Annotated in this window: 8 protein-coding genes; 4 read left to right on the top strand and 4 right to left on the bottom strand. The window is 47.5% G+C overall.

Annotation, left to right across the window (positions count from 1 at the left end; translation table 11 throughout):
* Window positions 1–184: 184 nt before the first annotated feature.
* From GO493_RS06260 to GO493_RS06250, 3 genes are all read left to right on the top strand, one after another.
* Window positions 185–1,255 carry a FecR family protein gene (locus GO493_RS06260; protein WP_157305280.1) on the top strand — a complete coding sequence of 357 codons (1,071 nt, stop codon included), beginning with the start codon at window positions 185–187 and terminating at the stop codon, window positions 1,253–1,255.
* A 184-nt stretch (window positions 1,256–1,439) separates the two neighbouring features.
* Complete coding sequence (locus GO493_RS06255; RefSeq protein WP_198315539.1) at window positions 1,440–4,598, top strand: SusC/RagA family TonB-linked outer membrane protein; 3,159 nt, start codon at window positions 1,440–1,442, stop codon at window positions 4,596–4,598.
* 33 nt (window positions 4,599–4,631) lie between these two features.
* Window positions 4,632–6,311 carry a RagB/SusD family nutrient uptake outer membrane protein gene (locus GO493_RS06250; protein ID WP_157305279.1) on the top strand — a complete coding sequence of 560 codons (1,680 nt, stop codon included), beginning with the start codon at window positions 4,632–4,634 and terminating at the stop codon, window positions 6,309–6,311.
* An 81-nt stretch (window positions 6,312–6,392) separates the two neighbouring features.
* Here GO493_RS06250 and GO493_RS06245 read toward each other — a convergent pair whose 3' ends face one another.
* The 4 genes from GO493_RS06245 to GO493_RS06230 form a co-directional block, all read right to left on the bottom strand.
* On the bottom strand, window positions 6,393–7,502 hold the full coding sequence (locus tag GO493_RS06245) for a fatty acid desaturase (protein ID WP_232538777.1): 1,110 nt from the start codon (window positions 7,500–7,502) through the stop codon (window positions 6,393–6,395).
* Window positions 7,503–7,851: 349 nt separating this feature from the next.
* Entirely contained in the window at window positions 7,852–9,663 is a 1,812-nt protein-coding gene (locus GO493_RS06240) for a RagB/SusD family nutrient uptake outer membrane protein (RefSeq protein ID WP_157305277.1), read from the bottom strand.
* Between the two features lie 20 nt (window positions 9,664–9,683).
* On the bottom strand, window positions 9,684–12,872 hold the full coding sequence (locus tag GO493_RS06235; RefSeq protein ID WP_157305276.1) for a SusC/RagA family TonB-linked outer membrane protein: 3,189 nt from the start codon (window positions 12,870–12,872) through the stop codon (window positions 9,684–9,686).
* A 33-nt stretch (window positions 12,873–12,905) separates the two neighbouring features.
* Window positions 12,906–15,446, bottom strand: a complete 2,541-nt coding sequence (locus GO493_RS06230) for a glycosyl hydrolase 115 family protein (protein WP_157305275.1) — start codon at window positions 15,444–15,446, stop codon at window positions 12,906–12,908.
* Between the two features lie 325 nt (window positions 15,447–15,771).
* On the opposite strand from GO493_RS06230, the gene GO493_RS06225 reads away from it, so the two are divergent.
* Window positions 15,772–19,884 carry a hybrid sensor histidine kinase/response regulator transcription factor gene (locus GO493_RS06225; protein WP_157305274.1) on the top strand — a complete coding sequence of 1,371 codons (4,113 nt, stop codon included), beginning with the start codon at window positions 15,772–15,774 and terminating at the stop codon, window positions 19,882–19,884.
* Window positions 19,885–20,039: the final 155 nt, after the last annotated feature.

Below are 20,039 nucleotides of genomic sequence, written 5' to 3'. Positions count from 1 at the left end.
TGGAGAATATTCATGAACCAGGTTGAAAAGAAAGGGTGAGATTCTATCCAGGCAAAGGGCATCGTGCAGAGCCCCAGAAATTATATACTGGTTTTCAATCACTTAAAATAAATTTTCAAAGAAACTGAGAAAATAGTTGGTAAATCTGCCAAATGCCTACGTCTATGTTTAAAACAGCTGTAGCATGCCCGATCGCTTTGAGATAGAACAACTGGTCATAGACGATACCTTTATCAGTTACTGTTACCGCAGGAACGTGGCAGACGTAGCTTATTGGGAAAACTACCTGGCAGCGCATCCGGAAGAGGCCGGAACGCTTGCCGAAGCGCGGGAGCTGGTGCTGGGAATATCCCTTATGCTGATGGAAGCGCACGAACATGCGGATGTCTCTGAAAGAGAAGGACTGTCCCTGTATGGCAGACCGCGGCGCAATATTTGGAAAACCCTTGCTGTAGCAGCTTCTGTAGCCGTGATCGCCGTATCCACATTCTTTTTTATCCGTAACAGGAGCAGGCCGGAGCTGGCAACTGCTGAACGTACCTATGTATTCACTACTGCCCTTGCGGAAAAAAAGAGAGTCAGGTTGCCGGACAGTTCTACCGTGCTTCTCAATGCCGGATCAACCTTACAGGTAAGCAGGGACTTTGGCGGGCAGGACCGTTCTGTAAGCCTTACAGGAGAAGCATTGTTTGACGTAACGCATGATGCCCGTCTGCCGTTTATTGTGAAAGTAGAAGGATATGAAGTAAAGGTACTTGGTACTGTCTTCAATGTAAAAGCTTACCCGGGCGAGAAAAAAAGTGAAACATCCCTGATCAGCGGCAAGGTGGAGATACATATGAAACATACAGACCCGGGCTATAAAATACTGTTGCCGGAAGAGAAATTCGTGTTCAGCGAAGATATCAGCACTGTGCCGTCATCCAGCCCATCACCGGTTGCTTCTCCGCCTAAAACCTCTATCATGCCGCTTTCCTATAACCGCAACCAGGTGAATATTGAAACCGCCTGGTCACAAAACCGGCTGATATTCGAAAATGAGTCATTTGAAGATATCAGTAAAAAACTGGAACGCTGGTTTGATGTGCAGATCATATTTGAGGATAAAATTGCAAGACAATATAGTTTCACGGCCACTTTTGAAAAAGAAAATATCTACCAGGTAATGAAAGCGCTGCAGGCTTCATATGGGTTCACGTATAGTATAAATGGAAAAGAAATAAAGATCAGTCACCAAAATCGCATCGTTAAATAAAATTCCCTTTTTCTTAAAAATGGAGGGGAGAACAGCTGGAACCTGTTCTCCCCCGGTTAAAAACATGACCAGTGTATTGGAAACAATACCTGTGCCGTATTTCTAACATTTAAACCTTCTCTAAGATATGAAAATCAGCTGTATTAAACTGCCCTCAAAAGGGGCGTTTAAAAAGATTCTACTTATGAAACTTACAACGGCATTATTGCTGCTTACAACATTGCAGGTCACGGCGTACAAAGGAAGCTCGCAGGACAAGGTGAGTGTAGATTTCCGTAATACAAAGCTTACTCTTGCATTAAAAGAAGTTGAACGTAAAAGCCAGTACAGGTTTGTGTTCAGCAACCTGGTATTAAACGAGCAGGTAAAAGTTACGGCAGATGCAAAGGACATTCCTGTAATGGACCTGCTGCGCCAGATACTTGCCGGTACTGGCCTCATCTTTGACCAGATGGGAAACAACCTTGTGGTAATTAAAAAAGATGAAAGCCCGCTTGGACTGATCACTGTGCAGGGCAAGGTAACGGACAGCAAAGGGTTCCCTCTTCCGGGAGTAACGGTAGCATCTGCTCCCGGCGCGGGTACTGTGACAAACGAAGCAGGTGACTATACTGTTCGCGTAGATGAAAAAGGTACACTCACTTTCACCTATATAGGGTATGCGCCGCAGGCTATTCCTGTAAACGGACAAACCACCATCAATGTAACCATGCTGACAAAGCCGGATACGGAATTGAATGAGGTAGTGGTGGTTGGCTATGGAACGGTGAATAAACGGGACCTCACCGGGGCTGTTACGAATCTTGGTCAACGGGACCTGATAGCCGGCTCCGTATCTCCGCTGCTGGCTATACAGGGAAAGGTTCCCGGCCTCACCGTGCAATCCACTAATGGAACAGATCCTAATGCCAGCGTTTCCCTGCAGCTGCGCGGGGTGAACTCTATCAATGCAGCGCAGGGCCCGCTGGTGGTGATAGACGGTATTCCCGGTGGTAATATCAATGCTGTTGTGAAGGAGGACATTGAATCTATCAGTGTACTTCGCGATGCTTCTGCAGCTTCTATTTATGGTACCAGGGCTTCCGGCGGAGTAATACTTATTACCACGAAGAAAGCTGAGGCCGGCACCATCCGCGCCAGCTTTACCAGCGAATTTTTCCTGGAGTCAGTGCGCAGAAGGCCTGAATCCCTCTCCGCAAAAGAATTCCTTGCCAATGACATGGGTAATGACCTTGGACATACAACTGACTGGTACAAGGAAGTGACCAATAAATCTCCCTTCAGTCAGCGTTATGTGCTGAACCTTGACGGCGGCACGGAAAATGCACAGATCTATGCCTCTTTTATGAGCCGGGATGCAGTAGGCATGGCTATAGAATCTAAAAGGAAAGAACGGAGCGGCCGTATCAACACCTATTTCCGGCTTTTTAACGGGGTAGCTGAACTAACTACCAATATCAGCTATCAGCAGGCCGATGCGGACTTCAGTGATAATGGCATATTCAATATGGCGCTGGTTATGAATCCTACTGAAACACCTTACAATGCTAATGACGTAACCGGTTACAACATACCTGTTGGCGGCTATGACTATTTTAATCCGCTGGCGGAAGTGAAGCTGCGGAAAGACCAGGCGCAGTATAAATACCTGCTGGCCAGTTCTACGTTGAAGATCAATCTTACCAAAGACCTGTATGCTTCCGGCATGATAGCGTTGAAAAATGATACAGAGCATAAGAATTTTTACCGTTCTGCGCAACATCGCATTTCCCGTAATGACAACATTGACGGGTATGCCAGCCAGTCGTACAACCGTTGGGAGGACCGTACAGTGGAACTGACGCTGAATTATAACAAGTCTATCGGCTACCACCGTATCAATGCTGTAGGCGGTTATACATACCAGGATTTTAATGGCCAGGGGTTTAATGCAAACAACTCTAATTTCCCGGTAGACGGTATTGAAGAGAACGACCTGGGCACAGGCACCTGGCTGGCAGACGGCCGTGCAGGGCTGGGGTCCTGGAAAAGCCCTTCTGTGAAGCTTATCGCTTTCTTTGGAAGGGTGAACTACTCATATCGTGACCGTTACATAGTTACTGCATCGTTGCGGCATGAAGGATCGTCCAAGTTTGCCAAGGGTAACCAGTGGGGTAATTTTCCAGGTATATCTGCCGCATGGCGCTTAACTGAAGAGCCATTCCTGAAAGGTTCTTCTATTGTGAGTAACCTGAAGATCCGTGCGGGATATGGCGCTACAGGCAATGAAGGGTTCAATGCCAATGTAGCTACAAGGATGTACGGCCCCGATACGTGGTGGCTGGTGAACGGAGAATGGTTGCGCACCTATGGCGTGCTGCATAACCAGAACCCCAACATACGCTGGGAAGTGAAGAGAGAATTCAATGCAGGGCTCGACTTTGCGCTGTTTGACAACCGCGTGTACGGGCGTATAGACGTATACAAACGCCGCGTAGATGATATGATCTATGAAGTAAGCGTTTCCCAGCCACCTGCCATTCACGATAAGACCAGCGTGAACATTGGCAATATGGAAAACAGGGGATACGAGTTTGAGCTGAACTGGAATGCGGTGAAAACAGCGAACTGGAACTATACTACCGGCATTGTGGCATCTGCCAACCGTAGTACGCTGACAACGCTGAATGGCGGGCAGACCTTTTCAGACCGTAAGGGTTTCCCTTCTCCCGGTAGTCCCGGTAGTGCTGTACGGCTTTATCCCGGGGAAGACATTGGCCGTTTCTTTCTCTGGCGTTCTGCAGGGTTTACAGAAGAAGGCAACTGGATGCTGTATGATAAAACAGGGAAAGCTTTTGACGTAACAAAGCAGGCCAAGAAGATAGAAGACAAAGTATTTGTGGGCAATGCAATTCCTAAGCTGATCCTTTCGTGGAACCACGCTCTGACCTGGAAAAATTTTGATGCAGGGCTTTACCTGCGCAGCTGGATAGGGCATGATGTGTTTAACATGATCAACATGTACTACAGCCTTCCTAATGTGAGAGGGCAAAATGTGCTGCGTGAAGCCTTTGGTAAACACAAGGATATCAGGGGAGAAAAAGAGCTGAGCGATTACTGGCTTGAAAAAGGCACGTTTGTAAAACTGGACGCCCTCAACTTCGGATATACTTTCCGGCCGGAGATGGTAAAACCATTGAAAGGGCTGCGGCTGTATGTTACTGCGCGAGATCTGTTTGTGCTGACAAATTACAGCGGATTGGACCCTGAAGTAAATATCAACGGCCTTGAGCCTGGTTTTGAGGAAAGGGACGTTTATCCTAAAACGCGCACTTTCATGTTTGGTTTGCAGGCAAACTTCTGATCTGCCACATTATTCATTCCACAAGTAATTAGTATGAAAAAGATATTGGGATTAAAGATTTTAATAGTCGCCACACTCCTCTTCGGAAGCTGCACTAACCTGGACCAGGAGTTCTATGACAGGGTAACGCCGGAAACGTTCTTTAAAAGCGAGAAAGATATCAAAGCTGCCTTATACCGTCCATTTACCCATGCCCGCTGGTATCTTGGCGAAGACCGATGGAACCTGCAGGAATATACAGCAGACCAGTTTGCGATCACTACCAAAGGCAGGCACTGGTATAACGGCGGAGAAAATGAGCGTTATCATTACCACCGCTGGACGCCGGATGATAACTGGATATGGGGCACGTGGCGTGGGACGTTGATGGGCGTTGCGTTAGCGCTGGATGCAAAGCAGGACCTGGAAAAGCTGGATTATACAAAGTTTGCGCTGACACAGGCAGATAAAGATGATCACGTTAACCAGCTCAACACACTCATTGCATTCTTTTACCTGAGAGGCCTGGACTATTTCGGCGGTTTGCCGATCTTTGAATCGCTCGACGCAGAATCACTTCCCCGTAATACTGATAAGGAGACATTCGCGCACATTGAAAAGCTGTTGAAAGAAGCTATACTGAAGCTGCCGAAGAAGAAAGCCGGCGATAAGGAAGAAGGCGCTTTCCGCCAGGCCGGGGCAGCCGCTTTGCTGGCAAGGCTTTATTTTAATGCAGAAGCGTATGTAGGTCAGCCGATGTTTGCAGAATGTAAGAAGCTCTGCCAGGATATCCTGGCGCACCAGTATGGCGACTATAGCCTGGATGCTACCTGGTATGGGCCTCATTCGTTTACAAACGACAGATCGCCGGAGATCATATGGTCTATTCCCTCAGAGTTCAATAAGCTGCAATATGATTGGTTCTTCAATCCTTTCTACCATTACAATACTACAAAGTACCTGGATATAGATGGCGGGCCGTGGAACGGGGCGCATCTCACTCCGTCAAAGAAACCGACCGGAGAATGGTATGTGGAATACAAACTGGGATCGCCATTCAGGAAATACAATGATCTTGATCTGCGGAAGAGACCCTATAAATACCTGGGTGGCGGCCGTTATGAAGGGATGTTCATTTTTGGCCCGCACCTTACGCCTTCCGGAGCAGTGATCAACGGTGGTGAAGAATATAAGGACCAGCCGCTGGTGTTTGTGGACCAGGTAGGCCGTTTTTCTGAAGTTGGTCCGGGGAAGCGTTATGCGTCAATAAGCGAGCTGCCTTCCAGGATGGCAGATGGGGAAGAGAATACCGGTGTACGGCCTGTTAAAGTACCTATTCCGAATAATACAGATAAAAGCCTGCGCTGGGGGGCGGATAATCCGGCTATCCGCCTGACGGAGATACAGTATATGTTAGCAGAGTGTCTTCTGCGTGAAGGAGATAAAGGCGGGGCAGCGGCATTGATCAATGAAGTGAGGAAACGCAATTTTGAAAATGGTACAGATCCGGATCCGGTAACAGCCGATAACCTGGATGACTATCGTATGCTGGATGAATGGGGTATTGAGTTCCTGGCTGAAGGACGTCGCAGAACAGATCTTATCCGCTGGAAAAAATTCACCACGGAATCCTGGTGGGACCATCAACCGTCAGATAATCATTATAACAGGTTTCCGGTGCCTACACAGGCAATATCGGGGAATAATAACCTGGCGCAGAATGACGGGTACTAAGCCCTGGTTAAAAAATCCGGGGCTGCTCAGATACATTTTCAGGTATCTGGGCAGCCCCGGAAATATTCTTTATAGACTATTTTACCTGATAACAGTTACCGGTTTAACGGCAGCCGTTTTCATCCGCTTTACTTCTTCGAGATAAGGCTTCCTGTAAGTTTCCAGGAACTGTTTCCTTGCGTCCCGGCAGGAGCTTACACCGCCAATTAATTTCAATGTCCAGATGTAATACCAGGCAAAATCGATCTGTCTTTTCAAAAACCCTGACCTGGCGCTGGCAGGATAAAGGTGATGATTGTTGTGCCATTCTCCCGCAACGATGCCAGGCCACCACTGGTTAATAGATTTGTCTTTTGTATTGTAATCAAAGCCGGCAACATGTTTTGTTTCTCCTTTTGCGTGTCCTTCATAGTTGAAAGTCCGTACCCCTATACCCCATACAAAGGCCCCGGCAAGGATAGCTACCAGCAGGTAGGGGCCGCCAATAAGATAGAAAGCCGTCAGCCAGAATGCCCAGTTCGCAAATGTGGCAAGTACTGTATTTAAGGGATGTGCAATAGAGCCCCATTTGAGATAGCCGGCATAGCTGTTGGCTTTTATGCCTGTATGGCTGAGCATAGCAGCAGCCTTTTTATAGTCTTCTTCACTCAGGTCTTTAGCAATAGGCTGATGATTGGCATCGGCCAGGAAACAGTACAGGAAACCAGCTTCTGCGTTGTAAGGATCTCCCGGTTCGTCTGACAGGGAATGATGGACATGGTGAGATACGATGTAAAGTTCTTCCGGCACCAATTTAATTACCAGGTTGAGGGTAAAGAAGCGCCAGAATTTATTGCTGAAGGTATAAGCCTGGTGTGTACCATAGCGGTGATACCAGATGGTACCATGACTACCCATAAAGATCATTCCGTAAACGAAAGCCACCAGCAGGTACCAGATGTTAAAATCCCTGATCTCCATCGCAATAAAGATGAAAAGAAAGGGTGCAAGGCTTAACGTGCTGAACCAGGAAAAGAATGGCAGCCAGTTCTTACGGGAGGCCATAATATTTATCCGGCGGAAAAATTCTGTAAACAGTTGTCTGGCTGTAGGCTTTACAAGTAATCCTTCACTGGTCTTCCATCCATAGCTTGGAGGCGCCAGTACATTCTCGATAAAAGACATATTTTCAATATAAATTTCAATTCGCATATGGATTTGCTGACAAATCCTTTTAAACTCATTCCAGTGTATAAAAATGAATAGCTGACATAGAATCACAGGACCATGAACTAAAGACTACTTGGCGAGAGCTAAAAGATGAGAAGATTCGTTATTACCTGTAGGAAGTAAAAAAAAATAATTCAGCAGCAGAATGCTCTAATCAAAGAATCTAAGCCCAATATAAGTGAAAAATATTGATTTATGTATTATTTTTTGAAAATACATGACTTCGCTACTGTGCTGGCTGGCTGAATTTGCTCCTGGCGTTGAGTCTATTAATACAAACGGAGAGAAGAAAAATCTTCTCTCCGTTATCCTATCCATCAATTAACACGTATTAATATCCCTGATTTTGTGGGAAGGGAGGCCCTTCCACTACCCTATCTATCTGTGACTGTGGAATGGGACGCAGCGAATGAAAACTCTGAATATTTCCCGCCGCTTCGGGGTTCCAGTCTTTCACCCTTCTTTCCAGTGACTTTGTGCGTACCAGGTCAAGCCATCTTTGCCATTCGCCATAAAACTCACGCGTGCGTTCATCCAAGATAAAGTCAAGTGTAACATCAGCCGGAGTGATGGTTACAGCCGCCGCAGCGGCATCATTCTGTGCAGCTGTGTTGGTTTTCCTGTAAGCTGCACGTTGCCTCACTACATTGAGCATGGCAGCTGCATTGACATTATCTCCTGCTTTGAAGGCTGCTTCTGCGGCAACCAGGTATACGTCTGAAAAGCGGTAGAGTACTACGGGCCTGGTGGAGGGATCATTAAAGTTAGCCCCCCTGCTGGGATCCATGAATTTCTTTACGGCGGGGAAATAAGCATTTGACCAGAGGCTTGGCGGTATGATGATACCTTTAAAGGGTATAGTGCCGTTAAACTGTGGCGCCCCGGTCACTTCACGGTCGGTTATCCATACGGCAGTATCTACTCCTACCGCCATAGAATAGCTGATACCCCGCTGATTATTACTGGCCGTTGCGGTATTGGAAACAGCTGTATTGCTGATCCAGACGGTTTGAAAAGTATTGTCATAGCGGGAATCATTTACCCTGTCAGCAAATGCCTGATCAAGCAGGTAGCGTTTGCCGGTGTTTGGTCCGACGGAATTATTGGGCCTTGTGCGCACATAAGGGCGTCCGTTGGCAGCATCTCTTACCATGGTGGAAGAGCCGCTGTTCACCAGTGCATTGGAAGTATTTTTATAAGAGTTAATACCGCTGTTTGAAGGATAGTTCCAGATATAGAACCAGGGCGTAAGATTTTGTGCAGCGCCGCCGGAGGCTGCGCCGCCGACAGTGTACTGACCATATTTAGGATCGATGGAATGGTCGCTCACGAACATAGTCTCCTTACCGTAGTCGTTGGCGGGGTTGAATGCGTCTCCATAGTCCTGCCATAAGTCCAGGCCGTAAAGGCCTTTGTTGCTGATGATATCTGTACAGATATTATATGCCTGGGTGAAGTCAGCCTGCGTATTATTTAACCAGCCCCTGGTCAGGTAAGCTTTTGCCAGCAGGTATTGTGCCACGGGCTTACAGGCAGCCTTTCCCAGGAAAGGTAAGATAGGTTTAGCAGGCATATCTGTAGCAGCATCTGTAAGATCTTTGAGGATCTGTTCATATACCTGGGCTACCGGCTGACGGGAATCTGCCTGGGATGGTGTTGTGATAAATGCTGTATGCAAAGGAACATCTCCGAAGGTCTGTACGAGATAGAAGTACCAAAAGCCGCGGAGGAATTTTGCCTGTGCCAGGTATTGTTTCCTGGTGGAATCGGGTACATCTATAGTCTGTCCGTATTCCAGTACGCCGTTCAGGGTATTGATGTCAGTGTAAGCAATACCCCATGCAGCGCCAAAATTGCTGCCGTTCAGCCCATTGTATGTATACAATTGTATGCCGCTGGCAGAAGCACCGGAGAGGTGTTCGTCCGTACCTGCTGCCATTTCTGCACTAAAGCCCTCTGTGCCCCAGGCGCCCCGGATATCGTTATATACGCCGGCAATGCCTCCCAGCACCCCCGATGGGCTATTGAAAAAGGAAGGGACAATTCCTGATTGCGGATGCTCCTCCAGTATCTTGCTACAGTTAGCGAAAAGCAGTGCTGCACCGAGAAGCACTGCCAGTTGTATGTTGATTTTACGTTTCATATCTGCGCTGTTTGTATGGTTTAGAAATTCAGGTTTGCTCCCACGGTGTACTGGCGGGTAGAAGGATTGTTCAGGTTTACGCTGATCTGCCGGGTAGGAGAACTTACGTCTGAAGAGCCAGTGGGATTAACAGCGCCGCCATACCCGTTGCCTTCCGGGTCAATGCCCAGTCCGGATTTAATCAATGGTGCATAGATGAAGAAAGGATTGGTAGCATTAACGTATACACGTAAGGAGTTTACAGACAGTTTTTTCAGCAGGCGGACAGGGATCTCATATCCCAGGTTGATGCTGCGGCATCTGATAAATGAGCCGTCCCTGTAAGCGAGAGTGGAACCGAAATTCAGTCGGTCGGTACCGGCATCCGGCGCAGGGAAATCGTTGGAAGGATTAGTGCGCGTCCAGTAATTGGTCCTGATCTGGTTAACCCTGCCCTGGTTGTAGAATGGGAAGCCGTTGGAGCCTCCATCAGCCGATAAATAAGGAACCAGTACTTTCATGCCCATCCTTGCATTAATAACTACAGAAAGGTCAAAACCTTTATAGGAGAAACGGTTTGTCAATCCTCCTTCCCAGTTGGGTTGGAAGTTCCCTAATATCTGGCGATCACCGGCATCTATTTTCCCGTCTTTGTTTACATCTTCAACACGTATCTGGCCCGGGTAGGCTTTGGGAGATGTTTGTCCGCCGGTAAGCCCTTTAATGGAATCTTCCGTCTGCCAGATGCCGGTCTTCTTATAATCATAGATGACAGTCAGCGGCTGACCTACAAACCATCCGTTACCTGTATTTGTTTTTTCTGCCGGGGTAGTTAGCTGAACGATCTTTTCACGGTTGAAGAAGAAATTGACGTCTGTGCTCCAGGTGAACCCGCTGCGGGTCCTGACGTTGACGCTGCTAAGGCTGATCTCCAGTCCTTCGCCGGATGTTTTGCCCAGGTTCTTCAGTGTTGAGTTGGCGCCGTTAGAGATGGGCAGGTTTACTGATAAGAGGATGTCTTTTGTAGTTTGTTTGTACCAGTCGACCGAGCCGCTAAGCCGGTCATTGAACAGGCCGAAGTCGATGCCCAGGTCAACCTGCGATGTGGATTGCCATCCGAGTGCGTTATTGGGCAGTGTGGTGACTGTGTAGGCTAACTGCTGGCCCTGGGTGCTTTGTCCGAAGTTGTATGTGGACGCGGTGAGAAGGCCAAGTGTAGCATATGGAGACACGTTACGGTTGCCGGATATACCCCATCCACCTCTGAGTTTCAGATTTGAAAGCACGGACTGTCGTTTCATGAATTTCTCTTCCGTTACATTCCAGCCTAATCCGAATGCAGGATAGGTAAAATACTGGTGTCCGGGAGACAATGTAGAAGAGGCATCCACCCTTACGGTAGCTGTGAGCAGGTAACGGTTATCGTAACCATAGTTCACCCGGCCCATATATGATAACAATCCTGATTCAGAGAATCCTGAGTTAGCGCCGTCGGCCACCGGCTGACCGCTGGCCAGGGCAAAGTTGCTGTTCAGGATATAATCGGCCGGTACGCCGGTAACGGTAAAGCGGCTGCTTTCATTGCGGTTTTTGTTGACTTCAAATAGTCCTGTGAAGCCGACCTTATGTTTTCCGGCAAATGTCTTGTCATAATAGAGCAGGTGCTGGATGTTGTAAGACCATGCTTCCGCATTGCTGATACTGGCATTGGATGAAGATTGTACTGTAGCAGTATTTGTATAGGTTAAAGGGCCATTGTACCCGTTACCTGCCTGCTGACTGAAATCAAGTCCTACATTCAGGCGGTAACGCAGCCCATTTGTTATCTGTACTTCGCCATACAGGCTGTTGAATGTTCTGAAGCGCCTTGTCTTTGAAAGGATGGCGTCTTCTTTTGTAATAAGGGTTAAGGGACTGACAAGGGCTGCATCAAGAGAACCTATAGCTGGAAAAAGATTCACAGAGCCGTCACTGTTATAAGGCGCCGCCAGTGGGGTGAGGCGGGCCAATCCGCTGGAAACGCCGCTCCCGCCCGGAGTATTGGAATAATTGAGTGTATTGAGGGAGTTGATCCCTACTTTCAGAAAGCGGTTGATACGATGGTCTATTGTAGTACGTATGGTATAGCGTATAAAATTCTGGTTGGGAATGATACCAGCTTCGTTATAGTACCCAAGCCCCATACCGTATTGCGTGCTCTCACTACCGCCTGAAACACCCAGCTGATGGCTGGTCACAAATCCTGTTTTATATATCAGGTCCTGCCAGTCAGTAGAAATGCCGGCTTCCAGTGCATCCTGCTCGGCAGCTGTAAGCGCATAAGCTGTTGTACCCGGTGATGTACGGTTATAGGTAGCCGCATCTGCTTTAAACTGCGCATATTGCGCTCCGTTCATTACTTTATAATTTCCCAGCGCCTGTGAGATGCCGTGATAACCATCGTAGGTGATGGTTGCCTTTCCGGTCCGTCCTCTTTTGGTGGTGATCAGTATTACACCGCCTGCCCCTCTTGAGCCGTAGATGGCAGTAGCGGAAGCATCTTTTAAAATCTCCAGGCTGGCTATATCGTCCGGGGTAATATCATTGATGCTGCCTCCGAACGGGATACCATCTACCACCAGTAAGGGGCCGTCCAGCGCATCGCTCTGGCCTTGTGTGGTAGTAAGTGTACGGTTACCGCGGATACGTATCTGTCCTGCGGTTCCCGGTGTTGAGCCGTTGTTGATAATAGATACGCCCGGGGTACGTCCTTTCAGCTGTGCAATCAGGTTAGGCGCCGGTACTTCTTTCAGCGTTTTTTCATTCACGGAAACTACAGACCCGGTAACATCTCTTTTCCGCTGCATGCCGTAACCTACTACAACCACCTGGTCGAGATCACTTGTGGAACTGGCCAGCGTTACATTATTTGTACCCTGGCTATTGATAGTCACTTCCGTCCGTACGTGTCCCATAGCAGATATTACCAGTGTGCTGTTAACATTAGTATTAACATTGATCTGGTACTCTCCGTTGGCGTTGGTAATAGTCCCTGTAGTTGTTCCTTTTACGGCTACTGATGCGCCGATAACGGGCTGGTTCTTATCATCTGTTACCCGGCCTTTTACAGTTGTTTTCTGCTGCGCTATGGCAGGTAGAAAGGCCAATGCGGTGAAGAGCAGTGATAATCCTGCTTTCTTAATACGTCCCGCCACCGGTTTTGTTTGTTTTTTTGCAGACATAGTTTTCATAACGTTCTTTTAAAAAAGTTGTGGAGATACTGTTCACCGGAGTATGCTGGTTTCCGGAGGGCCGAGGTAACCGGGTTGTAGTCCGCCGGCATCGATCACCAGCCGTTGCAGCACAACACCCGGATCAATTACCCGGCATTTCAATACGTGCCTGCCGGGTGTATGAATGGTATGTACAGACCGTTTAATGATGATGTTATCCGCTACCCATCGTTCCCAGGTATGCAGATCATCGTCTTCTTTGTTAAGCGTGATCAGTTGCGGAGGTTCATCATCAATGGAAACAGCGTACTGCAATCCCTGCTGATGAGGGAAATTGAGTGTTGGTGAACAGTAAGTATATAATGTGATTGTCCCTGTGTCGTAAGTGTAAAAATTGTAAGCAGTATAGGCGTCATCTTCTTCCCCTTGCTGGCGGGGTGCGGTTACCGGGAAAGGCGATATACCCCCACCCGTTTTTCCGATACCGGGAATGGCTTTCCATGCAACGTACCTGTCGTTCCTGGCGTAACTGTAGTGATCTGCTTCCATGGCGATATATCCGTCTTTTTCGTAGAAGAGTCTTCCTTTTGCGGTGTCAGGCACCAGGGATAATGCAGTACGTGTTGCCGGAGCCTTCACTGTATCTGTTATGGCTTTACCGGTAAGGGCCGGCATCCTGTTACGTGGCGGGTCATTCCAGGAGGTATAGCCAATATGTGTCTGGCTCATCATCCTGTTCCATTTACCACCGGCAAGGGTAGTATGAAAACGGGCGGTAAGCAATGAGTCATTTTCGAAGTACCACTTTACACTATCTGGTTTATTGAGCGCTACTGCGTGGTACATTTCGTGGAGATTGCAAAGAGCGGTAACGGGATATAGTACCAGCTGGAAATAGGCATCGTGGTAGTCCGGCGGGAGTTTTTCATCCATCCGTTCAGCCCTGGAGCGTAGCTGGCGCCATTCTCCCGTTACTGTTTTCCACTCCTGGTATGAATAGGTCTTTTCATTCAGCAGCTCAGGTTTCCGCCTGGCGCTGTATTGGGAGTATAACCGGAGAATATTACCGACCTCTGTTCCCACTGCAGTTCCAAACTGTTTTACGGCCCAGGTCTCATAATAGTTAGGGATATTATCTTCATTCCATTTGCCGGGGTCCCATGCGTAGTCGAGGAAAAAGGAGATTGGCAGCTCCATCGGTTTAATATCTCCTACGTTCACTATCCAGATCTGCCGTACGTTATATTCCCATGCCAGGTGCATCTGTTCCCATATGCGGGCGATATTGCTGGTGTTGATCCATTTGTAGCTGCGTGGGCCTCCTACATAATCAAAATGGTAGTAGATGCCATAGCCCCCTGTACGGTTCTTGTCTTCCAGCCGGGGTAAGCGCCTGATATTCCCCCAGTTGTCATCGCAGAGCAGCAGGGTAACATCGTCAGGTACCCGCATGCCTTTGTCGTAGTAATCCTGTACCTCTTTGTATAAAGCCCAGAGCTGGGGTGTGGCGGAAGCCGGCTTCCGTGTTACCTGTTCAATGATATGACGTTGTGTGTCTACAATTCTTTCCAGCAGGGCTGTGGCTGTTTCCCGGCTCATTGGTTCGTCACCGTCTCCCCGCATGCCGATGGTCACTATCTTTTCATTATCTGCCCGCTGGAGGCCAGTGCGCCAGAAATCTTTCAGCCGCGTTTCATTGCTATCAAAGTTCCAGGCACCTTTTCCATAGCGTCTCCATTCGTCATGCGCCCGCATAAGCGGTTCATGATGCGAGGTACCTATTACGATACCGTATTCAGCGGCCGTCCGTATGTTGAGGGAATCATCGTCATAAAAAGCATTTCCCCACATGGCAGGCCATAAATAGTTGCCTTTCAGGCGGAGCATCAATTCAAATACCTTCTCATAAAAGCGATGATTGAACCCGCCGAACTGTTCTTTAGCCCAGCCAGAGAGTGCCGGAGCTTCATCATTAATGAAGATCCCCCGGTATTTTACTTTAGGTGCATCTGTAAATATGCCCGGCCTTATATACAGGGCCTGCTGATGCTTTACCGGTATATCTGCCCACCAATGCCAGGGAGATACCCCTATCTGCTCCAGGAGGGTCATGACACCGTAAGCTGTTCCCCGGCGGTCGCTACCGGCAATAACCAATGCCTGGTCAATACCTTTCATTGGCTGACGTACCACCTGTACCTGGTAAGCCTCCCATTTACCTTTCAGGGAGCTGACATCTATCTTATGTTTTTTTATTAACTGCTGAAGAAGGGAACTTTTATCTATCGACCCTACCAGGACAACCGGCCCTCCGGTCAACGGAAAGGTATTTCCGATACCTGGTCTTTTACCGGTGACTGCGGCAACATCTTCCTGCATCATTCCGGTTACCTTTTTTACAAGCGGATCATCCCCTGCGTCAACAATAATACTGGCAGTTCCTTTTTCTGTAACCAGGGGAAAAGCTCTATTCTCTGCCTTTATGGAAACCAGTTCCTGGGCTGAAAGACAAAAGGGGAAAAGTAACGGGAAGACAAAAAAAAGCCTGCGCTCAGCCAGGGCGACCGAGAACCGCTCTATCCATTCTTTCATACGTGAAATAATTTGATACCGGCAACCATCATCTATTGCCAGGAATAAAACTACATGCAGCTACAGAGGAAGGCTGCCTGTTTTGGGGATAAGCATGGAACAAATGTTCAAGCAAAACCTTCTCTAATTCATTATCGGTCAATAAATTTGAACATTTGTGCTATTATTCAGAACATTTATACCATAGCGTGGGTATGATCCGGGTTACCTTTGAAGTGATCAGATCCACTATTCCGTGATGACGTAACCGCTGTGGCGGCGAAGAGTTGTACCTTAAATATTCTCCTGTAACCAGCAACCCAGTTCCACATTACAAACCGGTAATATGACGGCATTTCTAATATCCAGGTGTAAGTCCGCTGTTTTATTATGTATATATTTTGCTTGTTCTACATTCCACGCAACGGCGCAGACAGATTCTATCAATTTCACCTCCCTGACATCCAAAAACGGGCTTTCTTCCAATACGGTAAATACCATCCTGAAGGACCGGTATGGATGGATGTGGTTTGGTACGGAGGATGGACTGAACAGGTTTGACGGCAGCAGGTTCACTGTATACCGGCATAAGGAAAATGAGCCGAACAGTCTGCCGGTCAACGATATTACCTGTCTTCATGAGGACAAGGCCGGCAATTTATGGGTGGGCACCAATGGCGGAAGCCTGAACCTGTACGACAGGAAGAACGATGCTTTTATCAATGTGAACATATATGAGAGAGGCTACGCCTTAAAAGGCAGCACCATCCGGACTATCTGCAGTGACGATGCCGGCAGGTTATGGATAGGTTGTTATAAGGGGCTATACATAATCGACCCTGCAACCGGGAAATTATGCCAGCTGCCGGCTGCTTTAAGGAAAGACAGTCTGTCGTTTACCCGGCAGGTGAACTATCTATACAGGGACAGCCGGCATACCCTCTGGATAGGGACAGCAAACGGACTGTTCCGGTACGATAAGCAAATCCGGCTGTATAAGCATTCTGATGCAGACAGTAACAGCCTGATCTGCGACAATATTAAAACCATCTCCGAAGATGGCAACGGCAATATATGGATAGGGACCTCTAAAGGCTTAAGCATGCTCAGGCCGGATGGCGACAACTTCCGGAATTTCCGGCATCGGGACAATGACCCGGGGTCTATCAACTGTAACCAGGTATTTGCCATAGCGGCGGACGTAAACAGGGGAAAATTATGGATAGGTACCGAGGAGGGGCTCTCTATACTGGATCCCGTGAGCGGGCAGATCATGCGAATAGCGCCGGATAAGCGAAGGTCATATGGGCTGACGGGAAAATCACTCCGTTCTATCTATATTGACCCGCAAGGTATTTACTGGCTGGGGCTTTACCAGGGAGGGATAAGCAAATATGATAAAAACCTTGCCCTTTTCCAGCTGAGGCAAAGTAATGTCTTTGATGTAAACGGCCTGAATTCTTCTGTTGTTACCTCTTTTGCTGAAAGCAATGACAACAGGGTTTATATTGGCACAGATGGTGGCGGGCTGAATGTATTTAACAGGAAAAGCGGGTTGTTCTCACATATGCCGTTGTCTTTCGGGGGGCAAACGTCCTCTTCACTCACCATCCTCTCTATGGAAATGGACCGTAATAACCAGCTCTGGATCGGCTCTTACGGTATGGGACTTTTCCGTCTAAATCCCGCTACAAGCACCTGCCGCCGTTTCCAGCAGGGAACGGGAAGCGCTTCTCTCAATAATAATGATATCTTTTGTATCAAAGAATCCAGGGAAGGTAATATATGGATAGGAACGAACGGAGGCGGAGTGAATGTCTACGATTCCCGTAGTGACCGTTTTCATACGTATAATAACGGTCCTGGGAGTACCTCCAATACCAGCATACCTATAAATGGTTATATACGCGGTATTGAAGAAGATGAAAACGGGGATATGTGGATAGGCTCATATGGTACCGGTGTTGTCCGGGTCAACCCTAAAACAGGCAGCAGCAGGCTGTATAACAAACTGAACAGTGACCTTCCTGCCAACGTTGTGCTTTGCTTATTGCGGGACAGCCATAATAATATCTGGGTAGGTACTGCCGGTGGTGGATTGAGCCTGTTGAACAAGCAGACGGGCCGCTTCCTCTCCTATTCCGAGAACGACGGGCTTTCCAATGCTGTTGTATATAAAATACTGGAAGACAATAACGGCATACTCTGGACAAGCACCAATACAGGCATCAGCAGTTTTGATGTAAAGACCAGGCGGTTTACCAATTACAGTCATTTCAACGGTGTTCAGAACAATAATTTTGTTTTTGGTTCTGGGATAAGGCTCAGAGATGGGGAGATCTATTTCGGGGGACTGGACGGATTTAACTTCTTCAATCCCTGCCTGCTGCCCCGGAACAGGAATATACCTGCTGTTGTGTTAACAGAGTTGCGGGTAGCTAATCAACCCGTTATTCCGTCGTCTGAAGGGCCGATACAGGAACAGGTATCTATCGCCAACCGGATCAACCTCAATTATAAACAAAGCTTCTCTCTCAGCTTTACTGCGCTGGATTATACTTCAGCCCAACAGAATACTTTTGCATACAAGCTGGAAGGGTTTGACAGGGACTGGAACTATGTGGGCGCTTCCAAAACAGCGTCGTATACAAATCTTGATCCCGGGGACTATACATTCAGAGTAAAGGTCAAGAACAGTGACGGTGTGTGGAATACAAAGGGCGCGTCAATTGCCGTGCATATCAGGCCGCCGCTCTGGCGTACTGTGTATGCGTATATGTTCTACGTGGCAGTGGCTATCGGTATATTCCTTTTTTACAGGCATAAAACCCTGCAGAAGCTGAAACGGAAGTTTGCGGCAGAACAGGAGCAACGGCGTATAGAGCAGCAGCGGAAGGAAGCGGCCATAGCCCGGCAGATGGATGAGATGAAGATCAGGTTCCTTACCAATCTAAGCCATGAGTTCCGCACGCCTATTTCTCTTATAATGGGCCCGGTGGATAATCTTCTGTTACGCAAACATGATGAGATTATCACCGGTCAGCTACAGATGGTGAGGCGTAATGCAAGGCGCCTGCTTAACCTGGTGAACCAATTACTTGACTTCCGTAAAATGGAGGAGAATGAGCTGGCTATCCATACATCAGAAGATGAGGCCATCGGCTTTATAAAGGAGGTGTTCGATTCTTTTAAAGACCTCTCAGAAAGGAAAAAGATCAGCTATTCTTTCTCTGCCAGCGTGGAGCGTTTGTTTGTTCACTTTGACCATGACAAGCTTGAACGCATCCTGTTCAACCTGCTTTCCAACGCTTTTAAATTTACACCTGCTGAAGGCTCTGTGAGAATAGTGTTAAGCACAACAGAACATTCAACAGATGAAAAGAAAATATGGCTCAACATCTGTGTATCTGACACCGGTATAGGGATACCGGAAAGTAAAAAGGAGAAGATCTTTGAGCGGTTCTTCCAGATCAACTCTGCTTCGGTCCTTAACCAGGGCAGCGGTATTGGTTTGTCTATTACCCAGGAATTTGTAAAGATGCAGGGAGGGACCATCGGAGTAGAAAGCAAGCAGGGAACAGGAACAACTTTTAAAGTAAGCCTTCCCCTTCATATAGCGGAAATACCTGTGCCTGAGGTCTCTTATCCCGCAGAGCAGGAAACAATAACAGAGCCATCTGATAAGCCAGTTATCCTGCTTGTAGAAGATGATGATGAATTCCGTGCTTACCTGAAAGATAACCTCAGGCGCTTTTTCAAAGTAATAGAAGCCTGTAATGGAAAAGAAGGCTGGCAGAAGGCCCTGGCCCATCATCCGCTGATCGTGGTAAGTGATATAACCATGCCTGTTATGGATGGTATACAACTGAGCAACAAGATAAAATCTGATAAAAGGACCAATCATATTCCCGTGATCCTGCTTACAGCCTTAACAGGCGAAAAGGAACAACTGAAAGGCCTTGCTACCGGTGCTAATGATTATGTTACCAAGCCGTTTAATTTTGAAATCCTTCATTCTAAGATCAGGAATCTGCTTTTACTGAATCATTCACTAAAAGCTACCTATTCACGGCAGATACAGGTACATGTACCGGATAAGGACATAGAATCGGCGGATGCCTTGCTGATGAAAGATATCCGATCGTATATTGAGGGGCACCTGGTTGATTCACAGTTGTCAGTAGATCAGTTAAGCAGGCATGTTGGTATGAGCAGGAGTTCTCTTTACAGTAAGATGCTGGAGCTGACAGGGCAATCTCCTATTGAATATATCCGGTCGGTTAAGCTTGAGAAAGCAGCTGTGCTGCTGGAGAAAAGCGGGTTGAATATGGCGCAGGTAGCTTATGAAACGGGATTTGCCACACCTAATTATTTTGCAAAGTCTTTTAAGGCGAAGTTCAATATGCTTCCGTCTCAATATGCCAATTCAAAACGAAAGAAGCCGGTGGATGGGATATAGAGGTTATATCAGTTTAAATTCTTTCTGATAACAGCGCAAAGAAAAGTTGAACGGTTTCTTGTAGCTTAGAGCTAATGCCTTGCTATTATATGAGTAAGAGATTTTCTTTGCGCTGCGCGCTGCTAAAAAGTCGAACGGTTTTTGTAGCTTAGGGG

Source organism: Chitinophaga tropicalis (genome assembly GCF_009758205.1).
In the GTDB taxonomy this organism is placed as follows: Bacteria; Bacteroidota; Bacteroidia; order Chitinophagales; family Chitinophagaceae; genus Chitinophaga; species Chitinophaga tropicalis.
This window is presented reverse-complemented; position numbering and strand designations above follow the sequence as displayed.

What these genes read in the sequence shown, in the direction of transcription:
- GO493_RS06255 (WP_198315539.1), top strand. Translation starts at nt 1,440, where the DNA reads ATGAAACTTACAACGGCATTATTGCTGCTTACAACATTGCAGGTCACG.
- GO493_RS06225 (WP_157305274.1), top strand. Translation starts at nt 15,772, where the DNA reads ATGACGGCATTTCTAATATCCAGGTGTAAGTCCGCTGTTTTATTATGT.
- GO493_RS06245 (WP_232538777.1), bottom strand. Translation starts at nt 7,502, where the DNA reads ATGCGAATTGAAATTTATATTGAAAATATGTCTTTTATCGAGAATGTA.
- GO493_RS06235 (WP_157305276.1), bottom strand. Translation starts at nt 12,872, where the DNA reads ATGAAAACTATGTCTGCAAAAAAACAAACAAAACCGGTGGCGGGACGT.
- GO493_RS06240 (WP_157305277.1), bottom strand. Translation starts at nt 9,663, where the DNA reads ATGAAACGTAAAATCAACATACAACTGGCAGTGCTTCTCGGTGCAGCA.
- GO493_RS06250 (WP_157305279.1), top strand. Translation starts at nt 4,632, where the DNA reads ATGAAAAAGATATTGGGATTAAAGATTTTAATAGTCGCCACACTCCTC.
- GO493_RS06230 (WP_157305275.1), bottom strand. Translation starts at nt 15,446, where the DNA reads ATGAAAGAATGGATAGAGCGGTTCTCGGTCGCCCTGGCTGAGCGCAGG.
- GO493_RS06260 (WP_157305280.1), top strand. Translation starts at nt 185, where the DNA reads ATGCCCGATCGCTTTGAGATAGAACAACTGGTCATAGACGATACCTTT.